The following is a 20,043-nucleotide window of genomic DNA, read 5'->3' as shown; positions in this document are numbered from 1 at the left end:
CACTTACCTCCTTCCCCAGGTCGACCGGATGTGGGCCTCGATTTCGCTATTGACGAGATTGAGGGAATCCAGTGCGCGATCGTAGGTCCCGCGGGTAAATTGCGCGCGGTCCACCTCATAGAGTGTCTGCTTCGTTACGCCGGCATCGGAGACAGCCGTCGATTTGAGCATCGCATTGTGAAGCATGCGATTGCCGAAGATCGCGCGCATGAAACCGGTCATCTGGCTCTGCGGTCCATCATTGGGCTCGAAGCGGGTCACGAGATACCGCATCCAGTCGTAGCTTGTGCGGCCCCCTGCCCTTTCGACCACGGACATCAACTCGCTGGTCATCGTCAGGAACTGCGACATCGACATGACGTCGAGCATCTGGGGGTGAACGGTGATCAATACCGATGTCGCCGCGCAAAGGGCAGACATCGTCAAAAATCCGAGTTGCGGCGGGCAATCGATAATCACCAGATCATAGTGGCTTTCGATGTCCGTCAGTGCTTCGCCGATACGGGCAAAGAACATCGTCTCGGCGTTGCCCGATGCCATAGCGCGCGGCGTCTCGTGCTCGAATTCCATCAGTTCGAGATTGCCCGGAATAAGATGGAGGTTCGGCGTATAGGTCGCGCGCACGATTTCGGCGATTGGCCGCGGATCCTCGTAGCGGATAGCGCCATGGAGGGTTTCCCCCTCGCCGACATCCAACTCAGGCTGATGACCAAACAGCGCCGACATCGACGCTTGCGGGTCGAGGTCGATCGCCAGAACACGGTAACCTCTCAGTGCCAGATATTGCGCCAGATGCGCGGCGGTGGTTGTCTTGCCCGATCCGCCCTTGAAGTTCATGACCGAAACGACCTGGAGTTTTTCGGAGGCCTTGCGGGCAGGAATATATTTGGTGTTGCCGTTGCGCTGGTCGAGCGCATGGCGAATACGATCCATGTCCTCGGCGCTGTAGAGGCGGCGGCCATTGGCCAGGGGATCGGGGCCGTGGCCCTCGGCTGCAATCTGGCGCAGGTAGCCCTCGCCGATGCCGATGAAGCTTGCCGCTTCGGCCGGCGAGAATGTCCGCAGGGTCTTGCGTGCCAGCGGCGAAAAGATCTTCGCCTGGTGCTGCTGAAGCTGGTATGAGAGTTCCTGCGCATCTGTTGCCAGAAGCGAGGGGAGGTGCTCTTGATCATCCTGAAGGGCGAGACTCGGCTGCATAGTGTTTTTCCAATCAACTGCGCAAATGTTCGAATAGGGTGGAAAACTGCGCAGTTAGAGTATGCTCCGATTCGTTACCAATTTACAAACGCTTAACCATGACCTGTGGAGAGCCGATTTGATGGGCCTTTCGGGCCAAGAAACGGTGTTCGCCACGCCCTGATTTGCGAGTTGTCCGCGGACAACTCGGCGGGTTGTCCGCGGCCCCCGTGAAGCGGAAACTCTGCGACAGGTCCGTTCCAGCCGGCGCCAGCGGCGATGCACCCCGTTCATCAATGTTGCGGTGGGCCGCGAGACCCCTGTCCAGTCGCCTTGCAGAAAGGGCCGGTCCCACACGGGCGGCGAACGCTGGTGCCAGGCATGGCGAGCATGCCAGTCAGGATCAACGATTTTGCCGCTGAGCTTGTAGTCAGTTCTGCCCGGCGGTCGGCAGGAACTTTTCAACTGCATTGGGTTGGTCCTGTCGTGGCCGATGTGTGGCGCTGAGTGCTGTGCGTCGCGACGTCGGCGCGGCGGTGCGGCTCTCACCCGCGGCCTTGTCCCACGAAATTGATAGGCGGCGACAGCACATCGCATCATTCGAACCTGGAGCCTTACAGCTTCAAACGGGCACCGCTCTCGCCGCTCCGTCAATGTTCCGGATTGTGGTGCGCAGTCCAATTTGAGATGCGTCCCAGAAGGGCTTCCAGTCAGACAGTATGACAATGGTTGGTGGCGGCGCCTTGCGTGGGGTAGCCACCTAAAGATGGTGAAGATAAGCCGCGCCAACGATCTCCATCACGCGCTGGATGCCGCAGCGGTCCGTGTCAATCGCCAGCAAGGGATTGGGAGCGACGCATCCCAGCGTCAGGCGATTGCGAACGCGCGACCTTAATGAGACGACGGTTCGCGTTGGGAGTTTTGTATCGAGGCGGATAGGTGATTGCGCGGCTTGTTTTCTACCAGCCGGCCAACCCGCCCCTGTGGCAAACCTCGGCTAGCGCTCTGAGCTTGCTGTAAGAAGGTCACGCTCGAAACGGTCCCGGCACCTTGCGAAGCCGACATGTCGGGAAGATTGCTCACTCGTTCCCACGCTTTCGAGCGCTGGTGGACCGTCAGCGCCGATGCCCACCCGCCAAGATGTAAAGCAGCACAACAGTTGTCCGCGGACAACTCCGGTGCCCCAATGCTTGCGCTCATCTTGCCGATGCGACACCCACAAAAGGCCGTACACATCGGCGCCACTCAGGATGCGATCTCTTCGCGCCGGCGCTTGTCAGGGTCCAGTTGCGATCGCCATGCGCGCCGAAGCTTCTTCCTGTCTCAGTCGCGTCGCCAGAGGCCGTTGACGATCGCGACGCAGCTTTTGCGACTTTCCTGCGTCGCGCCGGAAAACAAAGGGGACGTGAGACCGGCGAGGGGGCTCCCCTGGCATCGACGCGAGGATCGGTTCGCATCAGACCAGACCGATGCTCGCAGCTGGATAGCAGATCCAGAGCCTTCCGGCGGATGCCAATGCCCGCTCGGGGTTGACGAGCTGCGCTGGACGAACATTCAGGGGAGGGGATTTGCTGCGCGGGGCGTCCGGCCTTGGAATAAGCCGCGATAGGAGATCCTGCGGCGCATCAATCCGTGATGCGATCACGGCGTGCAGCGCGGGGGCTGAGGCAGGGTCCCGCGCGTAACGTCCCGCCACGGCCCGTAAGGGGTGCCTCGGCACGGGGGGCTGCGGCTTGATTCATGCTGCTCCGAAGCATCACGTCAATCTGCTGGTGCCCGGCAGGCCGCCCCGTCGCCCTTATCCCTGCCCGGTCGGTTCGAATGCCAAGGACATGCCGCTTGTCATTGACAATTCCGAGGTCACTTAACTCCTGGCGGCACTGCCTCACGGGTTGCCCGCGGGAAACATCTGTCGGACGCTCGATTTTCTGCTTGGAAGGCCTCCGCCTTGGTTCGTCGATGACACTAATATCTGCCTTCTTGATCGCAACGCCGGCCGGCACCGGCCCTGTTGCTTCCCCCTGTTGATCTGCGCGCAAAGCCAATTTGGGCTAGGACTTTGCCCGGGATCTCGAACCCATTCCTCCACAGGTCTTCATTGCAGACGCCCGCGGCGAGGTCGCCATAGTCGCGTTGCGTGCCGTCCGAAGACGTCGCCCATCTTTCGCGACCGGCACCGCAATTCTGCTGACGCCATTGGGTCGGGGGCTATCCTTGGCAACGCGTGGATCGGAAATTGCGAACATTGGCCCTATGTTAGAGGCGGTTCGGCTTGATAAATCCGTCGCCAACGGGTATGTTTGCCAGGTGCCAGACTGGTTGGCCACGTGCGCCGGATGCCATGCACAGTACTCTCCAGCGATCGACTTCCAGGGCCCGGAAATAGTGGCTTCGTAGGCTGTACGGGCAGCGGAAGAAAAGGCCGATATTGCTTCCGGCACGGAAAATAATGTCATTTCTTCAGATGGTTAACAGTAGAATAATCTAGGCAGCGCAGGATCGAAATCCAGCGGTCGTGCAGGCGTGAGCTGAGAACAGCAGATGGGGATTATGCGGAGCACATTGCACTTTCGCAAAAGACCCCGGACGGTAAATAGTGGCAAGCGAGTGATGCAAACTTCCCCTGTTCCGGCTGGTTTTTTCCACCCCCTCTCGGAGCTTGCCCGTGCGCTGACGATCGAGTGGACAGAGGCGAAGTAGGGCCGTCAGCCGAGACTTCAGTCACAGGGTGAGGAGGGGGCGCCCGCACATGCGGTTTTCGCGGGCTCCCTCCGGCGAGGGGCATGCCACTCGGCTGATAGTACTGTCGGCTGTCTTATCGTGGCGCCGCCGCGACAGGGCGAAACAACACGGCGCTGTCTGCGCATAAGGTCGAGCGATGCAGCAGGTCGATCGGCCTTCTGCCGGATCCGCCGTAGACAAACTCTTCGCTCGCCCACTCCACTGACCATCGTGTTCCCGAAGGCGCCGCCAAAAGCGGATCTGCACGGCTCATGACCGGGAGATCCCGGCCCAAGTTAACGATCAGCAGTCTCTCGTCCAACGGGTCCGGGGAAAAAAACCGCAACTGGAAAGCCGACTGAGCAAGAACGCTTCCATCAACGTCGCCGTTGCCGGCTATTGCTGGCGTCTGCTGACGCAGAGCAATGAGATCCCTGTGCAACGCTATGACATGCCCGCTCGCTTCGGTCTCCGACCAGTTGAGTTTCGAGCGTTCAAAAGTGCTCGGTTGAGCCGGATCGGGCATCCGTTCGACGAAGCTATCGTCCTGCAAGCTCGGAAACTGTTTGAGGAAGTCGATCCGCCCGTTGCGCACAAGGTTCGCGAGTTCGCCCGACTGATCGGCGAAGTAAAAGAACGGACTTGAGGAGCCGAACTCCTGGCCCTGAAACAGCATCGGCGTCTGCGGACCTAAAAGGAGCAGCGCCGTCATCGCCCGGACCCTTGCGGGTGACGCAAGCTTGTCCATACGGAGGCCCACGCCGGAATTGGCGATCTGGTCGTGGTTTTGCAGAAAATGGACAAAAGCGCTGGGACGCAGGTCGAAGCCCGGCTGCCCTCGCGGCGCGTCCTGCCAATCATATCGTTGACCCTGGAAGAGATAGCCGTACTTCGCAGCAGAAACGAATTCTTGTGCGCAGCCCAGATGGTCGTGGTAATAGGCTTCATTGCGTCCGGTCAGCGCGACGGTCGCGGAGTGGTGGAAATCGTCATTCCAAAGCGCATCGAGACCGTAACCGCCCTGTTCCAGGCTGCGCACCAGACGGGTCTGCTGAGGCTCGTTCTCCGCCACGAGGTATATCGACTTGCCTTCGCCGGCTCGGCGCGCCTCCCGGGCAATCACCTCCAATATATGCTCGTCGCCTTCATCGAAGAGCGCCTGTGTCGCATCCAATCGCAAACCATCGAAATGAAATTCATCGATCCAATAGGCAGCATTTTTCGCGAAATATTCGCGCGCACCGGCACTGTTGGGACCGTCGAAATTGATCGAGCTGCCCCACTCGTTGGCGTAGCGATCCGTGAAGTAGTCCGGCGAAAAATCCTTAAACCGGTCGCCGGCACCAAAATGGTTATAGACGACATCCAGAATAACCCCAATTCCGTGTTTGTGGGCCGTCTCGACGAAGAAGCGCAAGTCATCGGGCGATCCGTATAGGCGTGTCGGGGCATAGGCCAGAACGCCGTCATAGCCCCATCCGAACGATCCGCAAAATTCATTGACCGGCATCAGCTCCAGGCAGGTGATGCCGAGTTCTTTGAGGAAGGGAAGCTTCTCGGCCGCTGCCCGATAGCTTCCCTCAGCCGTGAACGTTCCAATATGCATTTCATAGAGCACCTGACCGCCTGGGCTGAGGCCCGTCCATTCGTGATCATGCCAGTCAAAGTCTCCCGGATCGACGACCATCGATGGACCGGTGGGCCCGTCGGGTTGAAACCGCGACGCCGGATCTGGGGCAAGTTGGTCACAGCTTCCCAGCTTGAAGCGGTAAAGGGCGCCCGGCCTGAGGTTATCGACTTCGATTTGGAAGTAACCGTCATGCTGACGACGCATGTCGAACGTCTGTCCCTCGTCAAGCACAATTGTCATGCTGTCCTGTGCCGGTGCCCATACGCGAAAGGACACGCACGCGCCGATCGGTTCAGCGCCGATCGGATATCGCCGGTTTTCCCCGATCTTTTCGTTACCTGCCAAGACGTCTTGATTGGCGCTCATGTTTCACCCTCCAACAATGGACCACGAGCATCAGACAGCCATGCGCGGGCGTTGGTCGTAACCATGTTGCCCGGTCATTGTTCCATTCGCCTAGGTTCGCATGACAAGAATGGCAAAAGCCTCATATGGCTGGAGTTCGACGACACCGGCTAACCGTGTGACGGGCGCATAATTGCTGATCAGGCATTGACCGGAGACGAGCAGCTCTTCCGGCAGTTCGACGGTTATGATGCGGGCGGAAAAACTGGCGACCACCACCATGAACTCGTCGCCGAGCCTGCGCGAATAGACGAATACATCAGGGTGATGGTCCAAGTAGGACTGGTAGCGCCCGTGTACGACGATGGGACTGTTTTTCCTAAGCGCGATCAGCTTGCGATAGTGGTTCCAGATGGAGTGTTCATCAGAAATAGCCTGTTCCGCGTTGATCACCGTGTAGTTCTCATTGATTTCAATCCAGGGGATGCCAGTGGTGAAGCCGGCATTGGCCTCAGGCGCCCACTGCATCGGCGTGCGGGCATTGTCCCGGCCATTTTCGTTGGCACCCTTGATGAAGTCTTCGGGCGAAAGGCCGGCTTCCAGGTGCAGACGGTGCATGTTGAGGGTTTCGATGTCCCGATACTGCTCGATCTTGGAAAACGGCACGTTGGTCATGCCGATTTCCTCGCCCTGGTAGATAAAGGGCGTTCCTTTCATCAGATGCAGAACCGTTGCCAGCATCTTGGCCGACTCGACCGGATAGCCTTTGACGTCTCCATACTTCGACACAGCCCGCGGCAGATCGTGATTGCCCCAGAAAAGGGAATTCCAACCGTCGTCGGCTAGCGCATATTGCCATTTGTTCAAAACGGATTTCAGCCTGATCAGATCGAACGGCCGCGAGCGCCACTTGCCGTAGACTTCATCCCATTGCTGCGTCACATGCTCGAACTGGAAAACCATCGAAAGTTCATTGCGGTTCCGGCCGGAGTAAAGAAGTGCGGAGCCGGGTGTTGCGCTCCATGCTTCGCCCACAGTCAATATATCGCGATCCGCAAAGGTCTGGCGGCGCATTTCCTGCAGATAGGTGTGCAAATGCGGTCCGTCTGTGATGACTTCGCGATCCACCTGCTTGCCGATATAATCGATGACGTCCATGCGGAAGCCCGCAATGCCGCGGTCAAGCCACCAGTTCATCATCTTGTAGATCTCGTTACGGACTTGCGGATTTTCCCAGTTCAGGTCGGGCTGCCGCCGTGAGAAGAGATGAAGATAGTATTCGCCGGTTGCGGGATCGAGTGTCCAGGCGGGGCCCCCAAAGGACGAGGTCAGGGAATTCGGGGCAGTCCCATCGGGGCGGGGCTTTCTCCAGATGTAGAAATCACGGAAGCGATTATCGACCGATTTTCTCGCTTCAACAAACCATGGGTGTTCATCAGAGGTGTGGTTGACGACCAGATCCAGTACGATGCCGATGCCGCGTCGCCGCGCCTCACTGACGAGACGGTCGAAATCTGCGAGCGTGCCATATTCCGGGGCGATGTCGGTGTAGTTGGAGATGTCATAGCCGTTGTCGTCCATCGGCGACGTGTAGATCGGGGAAAGCCATATGATCTCGATACCCAGTGTCTTGAGATATTCGAGCTTGGAAATGATGCCGCCGAGATCGCCGACGCCGTCACCATTGCTATCGGCAAAGCTGCGTGGATAAATCTGGTAGATTGTCTTGCGTTCCCACCACCTGTCGGTCCGTTTGCTGTCGTCGGCCATGGAAGATCCCCGCGGTGTCAGAGTGATTGCTGAACAAAGATCAGACGCGAAGAAGGTTCCGGCTATTCCGGCAAAACCTTGCCCACCGCTTTGCCGCCAGCATTCTTTATGCGCGATCGCATAAACGGGTCTATCTCAAGAACCGACGAAGGTCCCACCTTGCATCTGCGGTCAAAAAGGAACGTCTCTAACGATGCCGGGCGGCGATCTCACGGTTGGCCACGTCGGCATGGCCCAGCGATTTAGCTCCCCCTGTTTCTTCGAGCAGCAGGCGAAGCTCGCAAGCGCGAGTTGGAAAAACTCCCGAGGCGAGCTCCGGCCGCTGCGTCAAATATTCCACGAACTCGATAACGAGTGACCGAAGTGAAGCGTCGGCGATGGAGGTGAAGGCAGACAACAAGTCTTCTGAGGAATGAAAAGCGTCGGAGAACCGTGAAACTGATGCGTCACCGAGGGCGCCTACGAACATTGCATCGCCAAAAAGCCATTCGGGAGCCACCGCTAGGCACCTGGCGATCTGGAGGAGCCGTACCGGGCTCAGTTTGTTGCGTCCCGTCTCATACTTTTGAATTTGCTGATAGGTGATGCCAATGCAGTTGCCGAGCTGCGTCTGCGACAGACCTAGACGCCGTCGCTGCGCGCGCATCCGCGATCCAATGACCGCGTCAAATTCTTCCGGTTTGCTTTTCGTCAATTTCGCTCCGGTTGCTTCGGGTGGTTGACGGTACTTGGTAGGAGCGACTTGTAAAACCTCTCCGGCGAGGCGGCAACGACCATACCGTCAGCATCGGCAATTTCGATACGATGGCCATTAACCTTCTGGCCTCCGCGAATTTTCTCCGCCATCAGATCCCTAGCGCTCGCCCTTGCTTCTTCGAAGGCAAGTTCGACAGTTTCGAATTCGGTACCGTCTGGGTCGACCGCAGCTCATCGCCATTCGATGTTCAGAAAAACCGCAAGCCTGCGTCTTAATCGCATCAGGCCCACGGCGATGGGGGGCCTGGAACCTAATGGCTGTTCTTGTGGCTCTGCTGGCCCGGCTTGACGTGTTGCTCATGCGAGCCACCCTGCTTGTCAGCCGATTTGCCTTCGGAAGGCGATGACTTCGTCGTCGAAGCCTGCTTTGAACTCGACTTGCTCTGAGCAGCCCTTACGTGCTGTTCGTGCGATCCGCCTTGATTTGCCATGGTGTTCCGCAGGTCGATCGAGCACCGTACCTCAGCGCCACTTCGGGTTCTGAGATCGGTGTCTGGCCGCGCTGTCGGTGAAGTGCTCCTGCAGTCGATCGGTGGACCAACGAATTCAATGCCTTTCCGCTTGCAGAGCGCCGCAAGCTTCTGCTGGTCGTCCGGGGTGAATGGCACCTGCGGCGGAATTTCCGCTCGCTCAGTGGACACAGAGGCCGCACGGCGCGTCCCTGTCGTGCCGCTATTAGAGTGCAATGACGGACGAAGTTTGCTGGCTGCAGCACTTTCCGCAATGGGCATCGCATTGCAGTCAGCATTTGGTCGTTGGACCGGCGATCCGGACAGGGCAACTCGTTCCGGTCCTGAGCGACTGGGACATCGCGACGCTGGTCCATGCAGTCTATCCTGCCAATCGTCACATCGCCGTCAAGGTCAGGATGTTCGTGTCCTTCCTCGTCAATCATCTCTCCGGTGATCCGGACCTGCGACGAGAAAAAGCTAGGCCCGGCCAGCTCAAGTGCCGACCTCAATCTCGCTGCGGCTTTGCTAGAACCGCCCGCTGGCCGTCCACTCGTTAAACAGGACGGCCTCGACAAAAACCAACGCGCGATGGGATGAGGCTGAGTGGTCTATTTCCAATCGTCAAGAAGGTCGTTCGGGAAGCGGATCTGTGGCGGTTTTGTTGAGGCGCGTTTACACCTCTTGCTCCGGCGCTATCCGCGCTTCGTTTCAACATCGACGCGCAATCTTGCTTGGCTCGATGCCCCCTGGCGGAACTGGACCGCGATTGAACCGTTTCTCCGCAAGAGAGTGCGGGGGCGTCAAATTGACATTCAGCAATATAAGTTTTGGGAAGCCCTCACGTTCAGTGTGGCCGATCGCTTTCTTATGCTTCATGTCATCTTGCGGCGCCGCGGCAGCGGCGGAAGGAAACGGCACCGGGGCGTCCGAAGCCTTGTTTTTGGTTCAGATCATGATCCTCGTCGTGGTCGGCAGACTCCTGGGCGAGGTGATGGTGCGATTGGGGCAACCCTCGATCATGGGTCAGATCATCGGAGGAATTCTCCTTGGTCCTTCCATCTTCGCGGTGATTGCACCGGGCGCACACACGGCACTCTTTCCGGATGGTGAAGCGCAGAAGGCGATGGCTGATGCTGTTGCCCAGCTTGGCATCCTATTTTTGTTGCTGCTCGCGGGCATGGAAACCGACCTTGGCCTAGCCCTAAAGCTTCGTCGCGCGGCTGCAGGCGTCTCGCTCACAGGCATCGTTTTGCCGTTCGCATTGGGCTTTGCTCTTGGTGAGCTCGTGCCAGCTACGCTGCTCCCTGATCCTGACGCGCGTCTTGTCACCTCGCTGTTTCTCGGTACTGCCTTGTCTATCTCATCGGTGAAGATCGTTGCATCAGTTGTCCGAGAGATGGATTTCATGCGCCGCAACGTCGGCCAACTGATCGTGGCGTCTGCCATCATCGACGATACGGTTGGTTGGGTCATCATCGCAGTGACATTCAGTATCGCGCAAAGCGGGCACGTTGACCTCACAACATTGGCGAAGAGTGTGGTCGGTACCGTCGCTTTTATGGCTTTGAGCTTCACAGTCGGCCGACGCATCGTTTTTGAAATCATTCGCTGGACGAACGACAAATTCAAAAGCGATCTGCCGGTCTTAAGCGCCATTATTGCGATTATGGGCACAATGGCGATCATCACCAATGCCATAGGCGTTCACACCGTGCTCGGGGCGTTTGTCGCGGGCATTCTGGTAGGGCAATCTCCTATCCTCACCAAGCAGATCGAAGGTCAGTTACGGGGGTTGACGACGGCACTGTTCATGCCGGTCTTCTTCGGACTGACGGGCCTCAGCACGGATCTCAGCGTGCTTGGAGAGCCCTCGATCGCTCTCCTCGCTGCCGGCCTGATCGTCATCGCAAGTGTCGGGAAGTTTGCGGGTGCATTCGCGGGCGCTAAGGTCAGCGGCTTCACTAACGCGGAGGCAATTGCACTCGGATGTGGCATGAACGCACGCGGATCGACAGAGGTGATCGTCGCCTCGATTGGCCTTTCTGTTGGCGTGCTGGACGAGCGGTTGTTCTCGGTGATTGTTGCCATGGCGGTTGTCACAACGATGGCCATGCCACCGACATTACGCTGGGCGCTAAAGAGACTGCCGATGCGGGACGACGAGAGAAACCGGCTGGAGCTTGAATCTTTCGAAGACACCAGCTTCCTATCGGATTTCGAGCGCGTTCTGCTTGTCACCGATGAGTCATCCAGCAGCGATCTGGCTTCCCGGGTGGCAGGGCATTTCGCGGCGGTCAGGAATATGCCTGTCACCGTTCTGGCGGTCGATGCGCCAGATGCCGACGCCGCCAAGGCAGAGCAATCGTCGAAGGCTGGCGATCGCGCAAAACTCGTCAGCGATCGCGTTCGCCAAATCGCCGGCGGCGCTGTGGAAGCCGCCTCTGAAGAAGGAGCTGAGGTCAGATCCGACATCCACGTGTCGATCAGAGAGCGGGATGGCAAGTTGGAAGATGTCCTCGCTGACACGGCAGAGAAGGGCCATGACATGATGTTCGTCGGCATCGAGCCGACGACGTCAGAAGGTGGCGGCTACAGCGAGTATCTTTCGACCATGATTGAAGCATTCGAAGGTACGACCGCTCTCGTCGCATCAAGAGGAAGAGTTCCAGCGGAGGATACCGAGCTCAGAATTCTTGTTCCCGTCAGCGGAACAGAGCGCTCCATGAAGTCTGCCGAGTTCGCATGCGTCATAGCAAAGGCGAGTGGTGCCGCGATATCCGCTGTCTATTTCCAGGAGCCTGGGCAAGCGGCGTCGCCGTCCAGGGTAAGCGACACCGGCAATATTCACCACTCTGCTTTCCAGCGCATCGATCAGATTGCGGGCTTCTACGATGTCGATGTGGAGAAAGTGGTTTCGCATGGTTCCTCCCCTGAGCTGGCGATCCTTGCTCATGCGAGAAAGGGCCGGTTCAATCTAATTGTTCTAGGGGTAAGCAAGCGTGCAGGCTCAATTCTTTCTTACGGAACAATAGCAGACACTTTGCTGGAGACCGCCGATCGATCCTTTGTATTCATAGAGACATAAGGGAAGGGCGCTCCATTGGCGTTTTAGAAAAGCCAGCCGAGGTCATTCGATAGTTCTAAAAGTAAGAAGGGTCGCGGAAACCCGACGCTTCGACCGAAACTTGAGCCGATCTTAATGATTTCCTTCTCCGCAGGCCTGATCCCGTGGCGTGGCATCGCCCTTACCGGCATGGGTCCGAGGTGCGCCCTTGGCATTTGACCTATCCTTGCACTTCCTTATGTCGGTGCCGGTCGTGCTGTTTGTCATGTATCCGTTGGTTGCCACCGGCCTCATGGTCTTGGCGGCGGTTGCTGCCAATCGATCAAGAGGCCCAGGTTTGACCGGACGAAATTCGCAGCGTTCGGTCGCTCATTCACGCGAGCGCGTCTCCGCCGGGAGGTCCCAGTTCGGACGATACGGTTCGTTCCACATCCAAATGACGAAGCAGATGCCACAAACCAGCACGCTTCCGATGACCGCCGCCACAACAATGCGGGTATCTCTCTGCACGCTTGAGTCCCTAGAAATATCATGTCGTGATGTATTCGAGGGTCGAGTATCGGTCAAGTTCTAATATCCGCCAACTTTTCAGGTGTCCCCTTAACCGTTGCGTGGCACGTCGGCGCCCGGCAAACGAAGGTTTCAATAATCGATTTGGCCGTCAAGAGTCCACAAGTTCCCTCGGGCGGACCGCCATGCCGGAGTGTCCCTAGCGAGCCTTGTCAAGGCGGGCGCTTTGGAGACAATCGCCGCTCCTGAGGCTGCAATCACGAGGTCGAAAGTCGCCTAGCCGCTTGCTGCATGCCGCTCCAGCGCGTGGCTTGCCATACGCCCCAGCGTAAGCCCCTGAACCAATATCGAGAAGACGACCACGCAGTCTGTCGTTGAGAGGAGGAGCGGCTTCCATTCGGTGTCTGGAAGCGACAGCGCCAGCGCGATCGTTATACCCACGCGCCGGCTATCGCAGGCCAGCACCACGGTCGTACTACGCTGGAAGCTATACCGACGCTTGACTGTCGCAACGGCAGATGCAGTGGCGACGAAGCGCGCGCCGACGGCAACCGGGATCGCAAGGAGCGAGACCGGAAGCTAAGCCGGGTCGAAGGCGAAGCACGGCAACTTCGATGCCGATCAACAGGGAGAGGATTGAATTGAGTATCTGATCGACCAGCGTCCAGGGGCCGAAAAGATGGCGCTGGGTCACGTCACTCAGCGCATCCTTTGGACCGCGGTTCCCTACGAGAATGTCGGCGAACACAGCGGCGAGCCAGGAGACGAAAAGCACAGCGGTTCATTGCGTAACGACCACATGTGACACGCCTGCGAAGTTCACTTGAAAAAGGGGTTGAACCGCTGGCGCTCATTGATTTATATCACGACATGATATTGCTATGACCGGAGCGTGACGTCGAGGTGTCAGATCCAATCAAACCCCGGCATCTGCCGAATGACGAGATCCTGGCGGATCGCCTGGGCCTCTCCACCAAGGAGTTCAAGCGATATCGCCTGCAGAACCTCGTTTCAGTTTCCACAGCGGACGCGGTCGGGAGCGACGGGTTTGTGGTCACCTGCCAGCTCGGTAACAGGATCTGGGAAGGGGTTATCCTAGATGGGACCGTCATCTCTGAAGAGGTCCGGTTTCTGCGCGGAAAGCGCGCCGGCAACCCGCCACCGATGGTTCGCCGCGGATCCTGATTCGACGTAAAGAAAGGAAAACAATGAAGAAGCTCGCCGGCCTCTTTGTCGCAATCTCGATCCCTCTGTCCGCCCACGCTGCGGCCAGAATGGTCTCTCAGACCGGCGACTGGGGCGTCTACTCCTTCGAAAGAGATGGAAAGCTTGTTTGCTACGCGCTTTCGGTGCCCAAGGAAGCCAGACCCTCGGAGGTCGATCACGGGAAGAACTACTTCCTGGTCGCGCCAGCGGAAAACGGCGGCAGCAACGAGCCAGAGGCCGTCCTCGGCTACGCAGTGCAGCCCGGTTCGGTACGGGTTTCCGTTGGCGAGAAGACGTTCAAGATGTTCGTAAAGGACAATACCGCCTGGGTCGCTGACGCCGCGCAGGAACCCGGACTCATCAACGCGCTTCGCTCCGGCAGTCGCATGACCTTGCAGGCGACGTCTGCACGAGGAACGCGTACTAGCTACGATTATTCTCTGTCAGGCATCACGGCTGCTTTGGAGCGGGTCGCGAGATGCAGGTGAAGCCGGGCTTAACCAATTCGAAACGAACGTGTAAGCGGGCGCCGCGAGTTCGCCAGGGAGGCGCAACGGCGGTTTACCTTTGCCCGAAAGTAGCGGTCCAATTCGTGCTTCGAGCTTTCGAACTTATGCCAAGGCGCTCTGCGTCGTGTTGGCCGACACTGTGGCGTAACCTCAAAATCCTCACATCGTATCCGCATTGAAGATACTGTTCAGGGTCCACAGTCGCCAAAATGTCGGCGCCACTTTCAAAAGTGGCCCGCCCGAAATCATTTCGGACGGGCCACGCGCGGACCGGACATCTCATCACGTCCGACCTGAACTCTAGCTGTCGGTGACTGGCGCGTCTCCTCCCGATCGCGGCAGTTCCTTCATTTTTACGAGCTGGTCGGCGCAGGCGTCGGCCGCGTTCGTGACGGTTCCGTCGATCCCCGCGATCTTCGCCCACCCACCTTCGGTGATGAAGTCGTCGCGCTGCCATGAGGACTTTGCCTGCAGCGCTTTGAGATTGTGCTCGGCGTCGTTCGCGGTAACAAAGTTATGAACGCAAATGCTTGCGACCAGATCCGCCTTGGCGTTACGGACGGCAATCTCGGTCATGACGTTCGCCCTGCCTGATGTCGTCCAGCCGCCCCAGGTGAAGCCGAGCACCATCGTCAATGCCGAGGCGCCGACGATCGACCAACCCCAAAGGGTCTTGGAAGGCCGGTATCGCGACCAGCCACTGTCGCCATTTTCCATAGCTGTTCTCCTCCATTTTATATCATGTCATGATACAAAATTGAGAGCGGAGGTCAATCACGCAATGATCAAAAAACGGTGACGCCGGTCAAGCGAGCTCGGTCACCTGTCGCAGTCGCGAGAGGGATTCGGCCAACAGCGGTTCGTTTTCGAGCATACCGTCGACATGAACCCTCGCCAGACCCTCAAGCACCTTTTCGCCCTTGTTGGTCATGCCGATCAGCACACTCCGCTTGTCGTCCTCAGCGGGTATCCGCTCCGCAAGATCAGCCGAACATATGCGGTCAACGAGCTGTACCGCGCCATGGTGATGCATCAGCATCTGTTCTGCGAGATCGCGAAGCTTGATCTGGCGGCCAGGCGCCGTGCGGACGACGAGAAGAACCTGATACTGCTGGGAGGTCACGCCAGCCTCGGCGAGCGCCGCCTCGCTGAAGGACAGGAATCGGCGCATGGCAAGCCGGAAGCCAGCAAGTCCATCATAGACTTCGTCAGCCGGGCCGGAAATCCGGCGTCCCGATCGAGGCATTCATTAGTCCTTCCAAAATGTCATGATGTGATATAAACGTCGAACCACGCCAGGAGAATGGATCGCGTGTGCGAGATGCGGAGACGGTGCAAACCACCGGCGTCGACCGATCACTCGCGGACCATATTCTTCTGATGCTGGCAAAAAGACTGTGCCTATTTCGTGACGTCGAGAAAACATTCATCATGGTTGGCAAGAGCAGGTCAGGAACGCAGCCATTTGAGACCGATCGTTTCGGCGTCCGGATCGAAGGGGATGGTACCTGGACGGTGTTCGACATCTTCACCGGCTGGCCGGCAGATTATGTCGGACGGTTTCTCGATGGATTGGACAAGGGCGTCGCCGACAGCCTTTGCGCCGTCGTAAACGCCTTGGACAAGCGCCACCGCGTGACGCCGCGCCGCTGAAACGGCTCTTTCCAGATCGATTTCAGGCCGGAAATATCCGAGCGATTGCATTTCCATCTCCTAATGCTATCTGAACCTGTCTCGAGGAAGGGGATGCCATGAGCTCGCGCTTGATTTGGTCGATATCGGTTCTGGCGCGGCGGATCTGGTTCAGGGCGACCCTGTTCTCAATCGCGGCAGTTGCCACCGCCCTGCTGGCGATCGTCGTCACGCCCTACATCCCGGCGGACTTGTCGACGAAGATCGGCGCCGACTCCGTCGATAATATCCTGGGTATCATCGCTTCGAGCATGCTCACCGTCACGACCTTCTCGCTCAGCACAATGGTCTCGGCTTACTCTGCGGCAACGAGCAACGTAACGCCGCGTGCGACCCGTCTCGTCATGGAGGACAGCACGACACAAAACGTGCTGGCGACTTTCGTCGGCTCGTTTCTGTTCAGTCTTGTCGGCATCGTCGCCCTGACGACGGGCGCATATGGCGAGCAGGGGCGGCTGGTTCTCTTCGTCGTCACGATCGGCGTCATTGTGCTCATCGTGGTGACGCTTTTGAGATGGATCGACCACCTGTCCCGGCTAGGAAGGGTGACAGAGACGACACGCCGTGTGGAGGAGGCGACGCTCGACGCCGTAAAGGCCTGGCGGAAATCCCCGAACCTCGGGGGGAAAGCCCTCGACGCAGACAGTCTCGAGCCCAGGGCCGGTGACACACCGTTTTTCACGGACGAGATCGGCTACGTGCAGCATGTTGATGCAGCGGCGCTGGCGAAAATCGCCGACGAGATAGAGTGCGACGTGGTGATCTTGGCGTTACCTGGCAAGCTTGCCTCGCCCGCCCGGCCGCTTGGATGGCTGCGTGGAGCTTTGGGCGAGGATGTTTTGGATCGGGCCGCGGCCTGCTTTTCGATCGGCGACGTCCGATCCTTCGATCAGGACCCGCGGTTCGGAGCGTCGGTACTAACTGAGATCGCGTCGCGCGCCTTGTCTCCTGCTGTCAATGATCCGGGGACCGCCATCGACGTCATCTCCCGCGCGATGCGAATCCTTTACTCCTGGCACGAAGCAATCGGCGAGGCGCCGGAGGAGGCTGTCTATCGCCGGCTCAATGTCGCGACACTGACGGCAGCCGACTTGTTCGACGACCTGTTCACGCCGATCGCCCGCGACGGCGCCGGCCTTGTCGAAGTCGGACTTCGACTTCAGAAGACCCTCGCAGCTCTTTCTAAGCTCGGCCCGCAATTCCATTCAAACGCCGTGCGCCATTCGAAGGAGGCACTCGATCGAGCGGCCGCGGTGATACACATTGACGCCGACATGGAGAGGTTGCGGGCCGCTGCTGCACCCATCATTGCTGACGGTAAACATATTTGGGCGCCGGGCGCAGAGGATTGATGGGACACGACATCAAGGTTGCCGAGCGCCGTTCAATGATTTCGCTTCTACGCAATCGATCACGACGGCAGCGTCGTCCCCGGCGACGGCTCACTGACGGCGCCGTTTCGCAGACCGGTTCGTCGATCGGCACGGTCTACCTCGCTAAGGCGTCCAGGGAACAAGTTCTCCGAGCCTAGAGGGCCACAGTCCGAGATCGTCTTGCACCGCAACTGGCAACGCGTCCCTCTGCCGCACCAGCAAGGCGTGATGGATTGCGGCTTCGAGTGGTTCCGCTTCGCCTTGATGCGGTTGGCCTCTGATTGCGAGCTCGCCGGTTGTCCTTACGTCGTCGCCTGCGACGATGATAACATGCCCCGGATAAGACGATGCGGTTCCGCTATCCACCAGGTCGAATCTTCGCATTCATTCCCCCTTGTCACTGCTTTCGGCGCCTCTCGGAGCATCCGAAGCTATTTCGGACCACACCTCTTCAATGGTCTTGCCGGCCTTTCGGAGCGCCACGATCCTGGCAATTGTGGCATAGGCCACTGGATCGCTTCGGTTGACCGCCGTTTGCCTGCACCACTGGTCGAGAAGAAGGCTCACAGCCACAAGCTCACGGGCGTCCGTCCTTTGAGCGTGCGGTTGACGATGAAGGGCAGGGCTTACGAATCCAATGACCTTAAGACCTACCGCTGCGGCTGAAAATATCATGTTGTGATACTAATTCACTTTTGGACGTGAAGGAAATGACAATACCGCGAGCGGTGTCTGCTGCTGGGAAGGCGCAAGCATTGGTAGGGCTCGGTGGAGTGTCAGTCTCCGCCGGGCAGGTCGAGCCCCACCCATCTCAGGCGACTTTGCTCGTAGACGCTTAGTGTCGGAACCAGGGAGGACGGATCGTGGAAACATCCCAGGGCGAGCGCGACGAGATCCTCCCGAAAGTCCGTCATCCAAAAAACGTCGACCCGCAGTCAAGACAGAACTTGAACTCGATCGATCTCCCGCTGTCTTGCGCCCTCGTGTAACGTCGCGAGGCTCCTGAAGCCGCCACCTCTTCCCGGTCGAAGAAGACCGCTACCCCGAATGCACTGCCAGTGCGGCGCTTGCACTCCTGGCAGTGGCATGCGGAGATCTTTACGGGGGCCGCGTTAGCCCTGATGGTAAGCTGGCCGCAGGAGCAACTGGCTTCTCGCGTCACTGTCGCTTTGGTCTGATCCTCCATATGGCCTGCGTCTTTCCCAAATCCACAGCGAGCACTATGTCGAGGTCTGTCGCCGCCGTTGCTTGTCGAGTGCATTCATGACGATGCATAGGGACTTCGATCCGCCTTCGTCCATCAGTGTTGTTGTGCGTCCGTAGTACTCCGCGGCGAGCCCGGTGAACAGATCGAAGATTGTCCAGGAGCCGTCATGTTCGCGGCGAATAGAATACCGGTCAGTGAGATAGTCGCGCATGGTCGTCGGCCGAGTGTGTTAGGTTCGATTTGATCCCGGTTCCTTCTCCGCAGCGCGTCGCGCCCGGATTGCGGCGGCGATAAAGACCCGCGACAGACCGTGGTAAAGCGGTTCACGTGAAAGCAAGCGCGAGGTCACGTAACCGATCATCGACACCGCCATGATCGGGATGACGGCCTGGTGGTCGCCGGTCATCTCCAGGATAATGACGAAGGCCGTCATTGGCGCTTGTACGACGCCTGCGAAGTAACCCGCCATCCCGAGGATTGCTGCAAGGGCGATGCTGGTGCCGAGCAGGGAGCCGACGGTGCTGCCAAGACCGGCGCCGACGGCGAGCGACGGCGCGAAGATGCCGCCGGGTATGCCTGACAGCATCGATAGGAAGCTGGCTGCAAGTTTCTCGACACAGAAGAGCAGGGGCAAGGCATTGCCCTCGACCGCGCCACGCGCCTGCTCGTAGCCGGTGCCGAAGGTGGTGCCGCCGGATGCGATACCGATGACAGCGATTCCCAGTCCGCAGGCTCCCGCAAGTGCCAGCGTGCGCTTCAGCGGTCTCGGTTGCGCCCAGCGGCGGATCTTCTGGCCGAAATGCAAGGCAAAACCGCTAAATGCGGCACCAAGGGCGCCGCCACCCACACCGCAGATCAAAACCAGTCCCCAGTCACGAAGGTCGGTCGGCGCCGCCGAGGCCATACCGAAATAATTGTAGCTGCCCGAAAGCCCGAGTGCGGCCAGACCGGAGAGGATGACGGCGGTCAGCACCAGCCCGTTGGCTCGCGATTCATACGTACGGCTCATCTCTTCGATGGCAAAGACGATACCGGCGAGCGGCGTGTTGAAGGCAGCGGCGATACCTGCTGCCGAACCCGCCAGGATCAGCCCGCGTGCCTGCGCCATGCCGCCAAAGCGGGCGACGGCGAGCATGATCGAAGCGCCCACCTGTACCGTTGGCCCTTCGCGGCCGATCGAGGCGCCGCAGAACAATCCAAGCACTGTCAGTACGATCTTGCCGAAGGCAATCTTCAGCGACAGCAGCCGTGCCCTGTCTTCTGCGTGATGTAAGTGTCGCGCTGCAATTGCCTGCGGAATGCCGCTGCCGCCTGAATTCGGAAACAACGTCGACGCCAGATAGGCCGACAGGATGAAGCCCGCCGGCGTCAGCAACAGCGGCAGCAGGAAGCTTCCTTCAGCGACAGAGTTGAGAGATAGGAATGCGTTTTGCGCCAGATCCGCGAGCTTGGCGAAACCGACGCTTATTACACCGATCGCGAAGGCCCCGCACCAGAACACCAGTCTTGGCTTCCAGAGAGAAAACGAACCCCAAATCACGCGGGAGCGGCGAAGAAGCTTGGAAGGGCGGTAACGGCTTGGCATGGCGGACTCGGTACGTGACGCAGGCAAGAAATCTTCTAACGCCAAAG

General features: G+C 58.8%; 16 protein-coding genes and 1 pseudogene. 6 read left to right on the top strand and 11 right to left on the bottom strand.

The annotated features are described in order from the left end of the window. Window positions 1-3: 3 nt before the first annotated feature. The 5 genes and pseudogenes from repA to ACODR6_RS11515 all read right to left on the bottom strand — a co-directional run. Window positions 4-1,197: a plasmid partitioning protein RepA gene (gene repA / locus ACODR6_RS11535; RefSeq protein WP_112717235.1), complete on the bottom strand. Its 1,194-nt coding sequence runs from the start codon at window positions 1,195-1,197 to the stop codon at window positions 4-6. Window positions 1,198-3,991: 2,794 nt separating this feature from the next. Further along, a complete protein-coding gene (treZ, locus tag ACODR6_RS11530) occupies window positions 3,992-5,893 on the bottom strand; it encodes a malto-oligosyltrehalose trehalohydrolase (protein ID WP_203431383.1) in 1,902 nt (633 codons plus the stop codon). Between the two features lie 90 nt (window positions 5,894-5,983). Then, window positions 5,984-7,642, bottom strand: coding sequence for a glycoside hydrolase family 13 protein (locus ACODR6_RS11525; RefSeq protein WP_203431382.1), 1,659 nt, complete (start codon window positions 7,640-7,642; stop codon window positions 5,984-5,986). Window positions 7,643-7,829: 187 nt separating this feature from the next. Further along, window positions 7,830-8,336 carry a helix-turn-helix domain-containing protein gene (locus tag ACODR6_RS11520; protein ID WP_203431381.1) on the bottom strand — a complete coding sequence of 169 codons (507 nt, stop codon included), beginning with the start codon at window positions 8,334-8,336 and terminating at the stop codon, window positions 7,830-7,832. Continuing rightward, window positions 8,333-8,551 (bottom strand): annotated as a pseudogene (locus ACODR6_RS11515) (DUF6894 family protein); the annotation flags it as partial. The gene ACODR6_RS11520 and the pseudogene ACODR6_RS11515, both read right to left, overlap by 4 nt. A 532-nt stretch (window positions 8,552-9,083) precedes the next feature. Between ACODR6_RS11515 and ACODR6_RS11510 the strand changes: the two are divergent. Both ACODR6_RS11510 and ACODR6_RS11505 read left to right on the top strand, forming a co-directional pair. Beyond that, window positions 9,084-9,407, top strand: coding sequence for a type 2 periplasmic-binding domain-containing protein (locus ACODR6_RS11510; protein ID WP_203431380.1), 324 nt, complete (start codon window positions 9,084-9,086; stop codon window positions 9,405-9,407). A 248-nt stretch (window positions 9,408-9,655) separates the two neighbouring features. After that, a complete protein-coding gene (locus tag ACODR6_RS11505) occupies window positions 9,656-11,935 on the top strand; it encodes a cation:proton antiporter domain-containing protein (RefSeq protein WP_489022551.1) in 2,280 nt (759 codons plus the stop codon). Window positions 11,936-12,700: 765 nt separating this feature from the next. Here ACODR6_RS11505 and ACODR6_RS11500 read toward each other — a convergent pair. Next, window positions 12,701-12,865 (bottom strand): hypothetical protein, encoded by a 165-nt coding sequence (locus tag ACODR6_RS11500; RefSeq protein ID WP_489022550.1) that lies wholly within the window; start codon window positions 12,863-12,865, stop codon window positions 12,701-12,703. Between the two features lie 767 nt (window positions 12,866-13,632). Between ACODR6_RS11500 and ACODR6_RS11495 the strand changes: the two genes are divergently transcribed. Beyond that, window positions 13,633-14,118, top strand: a complete 486-nt coding sequence (locus ACODR6_RS11495) for an invasion associated locus B family protein (RefSeq protein WP_112717222.1) — start codon at window positions 13,633-13,635, stop codon at window positions 14,116-14,118. Between the two features lie 321 nt (window positions 14,119-14,439). On the opposite strand, the gene ACODR6_RS11490 is transcribed toward ACODR6_RS11495, so the two are convergent. Further along, entirely contained in the window at window positions 14,440-14,856 is a 417-nt protein-coding gene (locus ACODR6_RS11490; protein ID WP_112717220.1) for a hypothetical protein, read from the bottom strand. A gap of 88 nt (window positions 14,857-14,944) precedes the next feature. Beyond that, on the bottom strand, window positions 14,945-15,385 hold the full coding sequence (locus tag ACODR6_RS11485; protein ID WP_130279790.1) for a MarR family winged helix-turn-helix transcriptional regulator: 441 nt from the start codon (window positions 15,383-15,385) through the stop codon (window positions 14,945-14,947). An 86-nt stretch (window positions 15,386-15,471) separates the two neighbouring features. On the opposite strand from ACODR6_RS11485, the gene ACODR6_RS11480 reads away from it, so the two are divergent. The 3 genes from ACODR6_RS11480 to ACODR6_RS11470 all read left to right on the top strand — a co-directional run bounded on the left by ACODR6_RS11480 (window position 15,472) and on the right by ACODR6_RS11470 (window position 17,870). Continuing rightward, complete coding sequence (locus tag ACODR6_RS11480) at window positions 15,472-15,792, top strand: hypothetical protein (RefSeq protein ID WP_246777705.1); 321 nt, start codon at window positions 15,472-15,474, stop codon at window positions 15,790-15,792. A gap of 98 nt (window positions 15,793-15,890) precedes the next feature. Beyond that, a complete protein-coding gene (locus ACODR6_RS11475; RefSeq protein WP_203431379.1) occupies window positions 15,891-17,183 on the top strand; it encodes a DUF2254 domain-containing protein in 1,293 nt (430 codons plus the stop codon). Window positions 17,184-17,384: 201 nt separating this feature from the next. Next, complete coding sequence (locus ACODR6_RS11470) at window positions 17,385-17,870, top strand: hypothetical protein (RefSeq protein ID WP_203431378.1); 486 nt, start codon at window positions 17,385-17,387, stop codon at window positions 17,868-17,870. Window positions 17,871-18,114: 244 nt separating this feature from the next. On the opposite strand, the gene ACODR6_RS11465 is transcribed toward ACODR6_RS11470, so the two are convergent. From ACODR6_RS11465 to ACODR6_RS11455, 3 genes are read right to left on the bottom strand one after another with little or no spacing between them, the layout of a single operon-like run. After that, the gene (locus ACODR6_RS11465) at window positions 18,115-18,390 is read right to left on the bottom strand and encodes a GFA family protein (RefSeq protein WP_449099166.1); all 276 of its coding nucleotides are present in this window, start codon (window positions 18,388-18,390) and stop codon (window positions 18,115-18,117) included. Between the two features lie 34 nt (window positions 18,391-18,424). Beyond that, a complete protein-coding gene (locus tag ACODR6_RS11460; protein ID WP_203431377.1) occupies window positions 18,425-18,622 on the bottom strand; it encodes a hypothetical protein in 198 nt (65 codons plus the stop codon). A gap of 18 nt (window positions 18,623-18,640) precedes the next feature. Next, on the bottom strand, window positions 18,641-19,996 hold the full coding sequence (locus ACODR6_RS11455) for a chloride channel protein (protein WP_203431376.1): 1,356 nt from the start codon (window positions 19,994-19,996) through the stop codon (window positions 18,641-18,643). Between the last annotated feature and the right edge of the window lie 47 nt (window positions 19,997-20,043).

It is taken from the genome of Rhizobium sp. FG96 (assembly GCF_057808655.1).
The sequence above is the reverse complement of the archived record's forward strand: the minus strand, read 5'-3'. Positions and strand labels throughout refer to the sequence as shown.